General features: G+C 72.4%; 4 protein-coding genes. All 4 read left to right on the plus strand.

Annotated elements, in window-relative coordinates:
- A partial coding sequence (locus tag DBR36_RS15290) for a Dyp-type peroxidase (RefSeq protein ID WP_108320589.1) occupies positions 1-1,054 on the plus strand: 1,054 nt, incomplete at its 5' end.
- Between the two features lie 52 nt (positions 1,055-1,106).
- Positions 1,107-2,714: a DHA2 family efflux MFS transporter permease subunit gene (locus DBR36_RS15295; protein ID WP_181373631.1), complete on the plus strand. Its 1,608-nt coding sequence runs from the start codon at positions 1,107-1,109 to the stop codon at positions 2,712-2,714.
- A gap of 127 nt (positions 2,715-2,841) precedes the next feature.
- Positions 2,842-3,432: a hypothetical protein gene (locus DBR36_RS15300; RefSeq protein WP_108320590.1), complete on the plus strand. Its 591-nt coding sequence runs from the start codon at positions 2,842-2,844 to the stop codon at positions 3,430-3,432.
- A 3-nt stretch (positions 3,433-3,435) separates the two neighbouring features.
- Positions 3,436-4,014, plus strand: a 579-nt coding sequence (locus DBR36_RS17920) for a signal peptidase I (RefSeq protein WP_181373632.1), incomplete at its 3' end; no start/stop codon positions are given.

Genomic DNA, 4,014 nt, shown 5'->3' on the forward strand with positions numbered 1-4,014 from the left:
CCCCGACCCCGCGGCATCCCCCTCTCCGCAGAGCCGCGTCGTCGCCCGCGGCATCCATCAGGCGGGAATCGCACGCCCGGCGACCCCGCAGAAGAACACGGTCGTCGTCGTCGCCGACGTCCCGTCGCCGATGGGGGCCCCCGAGGTGCGCGGGGCCCTCGACGCCCTCGGGTCCGCCGTCGACCGGCTCACCGACGGCGCCGACGGGGCGGTGCTTCCCGACGGCCCCGGCGACCTGACCATCACCGTCGGCGTCGGACCGCGATGGGTGTCGATGCTCGACCCGCAGCTGCCCGGCGCATCGGGGCTGCCCGTGTTCGCCTCGGACGGGCCGCTGGATCCCGGGCTGTCGGGCGGCGATCTGCTGCTCTCGGTCTGCGGCAGCGACGCCGGCGTTCTGCACGCGGTCGTCGCCGCGCTGCTCGACGCGGTCCCCGGCGCCGTCCGACGCTGGTCGCAGACCGGAGTGCGCGGAGCCGGCGAGGGCACGATCGTGCGCAACCCCCTGGGGTACCACGACGGGATCGTGGTGCCGCGCACGGACGCGGAACTCGACGCGAACGTGTGGATCACGGACGGCCCCGCCGCCGGGGGGACCATCGCGGTCGTGCGTCGGCTGCGCCTCGATGTGGCGCGATTCCGCGGCGAGTCCGCGGAGCGGCAGGACGCGATCGTCGGACGGCGGCGGGCGGACGGCGTCCCCCTCTCGGGCGGTGGCGCGACCGACGCGGTCGACCTGCGCGCCAAGACGCCCGAGGGCGACTACCTCGTCCCCGCCCGATCGCACGCGCGCGCCGCCCACCCGTCGTTCACCGACAGCGCGCTCATGCTGCGGCGCGGCTACGCGTACAGCAATGCGACGGCGGGGGGAACGGATGCCGACGACGGCCTGCTCTTCGTCTGCTTCCAGCGCGAGCTCGAGACGTTCGTGCGCACCCAGCACCGCCTCGACGAGGTCGACGACCTCATGACGTACGCGACCGTCACGGCGAGCGCGTCCTTCCTCATCCTGCCCGGGCGGACGACCGACGGCACCTGGGGCAGCGCCCTCTGAACCTCGCGGTCAAGCCCTCGAAGAATCGAAAATCGCTAGATAAGCTAGCGACATGACCGACAAATTGGCCGGGCGCCGCTGGGCGGGCCTCGTCTTCATCAGCATCGCCGTGTCGCTGATCATCGTCGATTCGACGATCGTCAACGTCGCCGTTCCTTCGATCGTGGAGGAGCTCGGCATCTCCTCGACCGAGGTGCAGTGGGTCCAAGAGGCCTACACCCTCGTCTTCGCCTCGCTGCTGCTGGTGTTCGGCAGCCTCGCCGACCGCTTCGGCCGACGACGCCTCATGCTGCTGGGCGTCGTGATCTTCGCCGGCGCCTCGATCGCGGCCGCACTGGCCCCCACCGGCGGGCTGCTCATCCTCGCCCGTCTCGTCCAGGGCGTGGGCGGGTCGATGATCCTGCCGACCACGCTGTCGATCATCAACGCCACCTTCCGCGGTCGCGAGCGCGGCATCGCCTTCGCCGTGTGGGGATCGACCATCGGCGGCATGGCGGCGGTGGGTCCGCTGCTGGGCGGATGGCTGACGACGGCGTTCTCGTGGCGCTGGGCGTTCGGCATCAACATCCCGCTCGGCGTGATCATCCTGATCGGGGTGCTGCTGACGGTCGCCGAGTCGCGCAGCGACCGGGTCGAGCGCATCGACGGCGTCGGGGCGCTGCTCTCGGTCGCGACGATGGCCCCGCTCGTGTTCGGCCTGATCGAGGGACGCACCTACGGCTGGTGGACGGTGACCACCGCTCCCGCCGTCGGCGAGTGGACCTGGCCCTTCGCGCTCTCGCCCGTTCCCCTCGCCTTCGCGATCGCCCTGGTCGCCCTGATCGGCTTCATCGCGTGGGGCCTGCACCGCCAGCGCACGGGGCGCTCGACCCTGCTGGCGTTCGGGCTGTTCCGCATCACCTCGTTCCGCAACGGCAACATCGCCGCCGCGGTAGTCTCTCTCGGCGAGTTCGGCATCATCCTCGCGCTGCCGCTGTGGCTGCAGTTCGTGGTCGGGTTCGGCGCCCTGCAGACCGGCCTGCTGCTGCTGTCGCTCGCGATCGGATCGTTCGTCGCGAGCGGCATCGCGGGAGCCCTGAGCGGAAAGGTCGCCCCGGTCTGGATCGTGCGCGGGGGCCTGCTGGCCGAGATCGTCGGCGTGGCGGGCGTCGCCTTCACGATCGGACCGGATGCCGTGTGGGGCCCGCTCATCCCCTTCCTCTTCGTCTACGGGGTCGGCGTGGGCCTGGCCACCGCGCAACTCACGGGGGTCGTCCTGGCCGACGTGCCACCCGCGGCGAGCGGGCAGGCCTCGGGCACGCAGTCGACCTCGCGCCAACTCGGAGCCGCGTTGGGCGTCGCGGTGCTGGGGACCGTGCTGTTCTCGACGACGTCGGGGGTGCTGGCATCCGCCCTCGACGACCGCGGCGTGCCGGCCGATCAGCGCGACCAGGTCGTGTCGCTGGTGGTCGACAGCGCGGGAGCCGCGATCGCGGGCCTCGACGCCTCGCCCCAGACGCAGGACCTCGCCACCGATGCCCGCGCGGCGTTCAGCGACGGCACGCGCGCGGCAGCGTTCACCGCCGCGGCGTTCTTGACGCTGGGGCTCGCGTCGACGCTCACCCTGGGCGCCGGAGCGCGGCGACGCGAGGAGCGACCGGCGCGCTCGCAAGAGATGTAATGCATTCCGCTGAATGGATGCCACGCCCCGCGCGCGATGTCAACCCTCGGGCGTGTCACACGCCGCGCGCCCGCTTTCCCTACGGTGCGAGTGTTCCATTTCGCACTGATCTTTGGGGAGATTCACTATGCCGAAATTCACTCGCCGTTCCTCGCGCATCGCCACCGCGATCGCCCTGCCCGCGGCCGTGGTCGCGGCGGGCCTGATCGTGTCGACGAGCTCGTACGCGGCCTTCTCGAGCACCACGTCGAACGAGGGCAACTCGTGGACCGCGGGTAGCGTCCAGCTCACGGACGACGACGCGGGACGAGCGCTGTTCTCGGTACCCAACGCCAAGCCCGGCGACGGCGGCGTCACCTGCATCGCCGTCACCTCGACCGGCTCGCTCGCCTCGGACGTACGGCTCTACGCCGCCGACGCCCGCACCACCGCGGGCCTGTCCGACCAGCTCGCGCTGACCGTCGAGCAGGGCACCGGCGGCGGCTACGGGACCTGCACCGGGTTCACCGCGCAGAGCACCGTGTTCGACGGTCGCCTGTCGGGCTTCACGGGGGCGCACTCCTCGTTCGCCACGGGCGCTGCGACCTGGAGCCCGACCGGGACCGCGCCCGAGTCGCGCACCTTCCGCATCACGTGGAAGCTCGCCGAGGACGCACCCAACACCGCGCAGGGCGGGACCGCGACGACCTCGTTCGTCTGGGAAGCACAGAACAGCTGAGTCGTGCGCTCCGGTCGCTTCCTGCTGATCGCGGGGGTGGCGACGGCGCGCGCGGTCGTGGCGTTGATCCTGGCGTTGCTGTTCTGGGCGGCGGCCCCCGTCGTCCTGGGATGGACGCCGACCACGGTGATGACGGCGTCGATGACGCCGGCGATCGAGGTGGGCGACGTCGTGGTGGCGCGGCCCGTCCCGCACGAGGATCTCGTGCCGGGGCGGGTCGTGCTCGCCGATGATCCGGACCGAGCCGACCGCCTGCGCCTGCATCGCATCACCGAGCTGCGCGCCGACGGTCGACTCGTCACGAAGGGCGACGCGAACCCCTCGGCCGACAGCTCCCCCCTCGACCCCGACGCCGTGAAGGGCGTGGGGATGCTGCGCGTGCCCTGGGTGGGCCTGCCGGTGGTGTGGCTGCACGCGGGTGCGGTCGTGCCCCAGGCGCTCTTCGTCGCGGTGTTCGCCGCGTGCGCGGTCGTCGCCCTGCGCCGCGGAGACGACGAGGACCCGGATGCCGATGACCCACCGCCGCACGGAGAGGCACAGCCCCCCGCGACCCGGCGGGCGGCGCGGGGGGCTGTGCCTCTC

It is taken from the genome of Microbacterium sp. HMWF026, from assembly GCF_003061325.1.
Lineage (GTDB): Bacteria > Actinomycetota > Actinomycetes > Actinomycetales > Microbacteriaceae > Microbacterium > Microbacterium testaceum_E.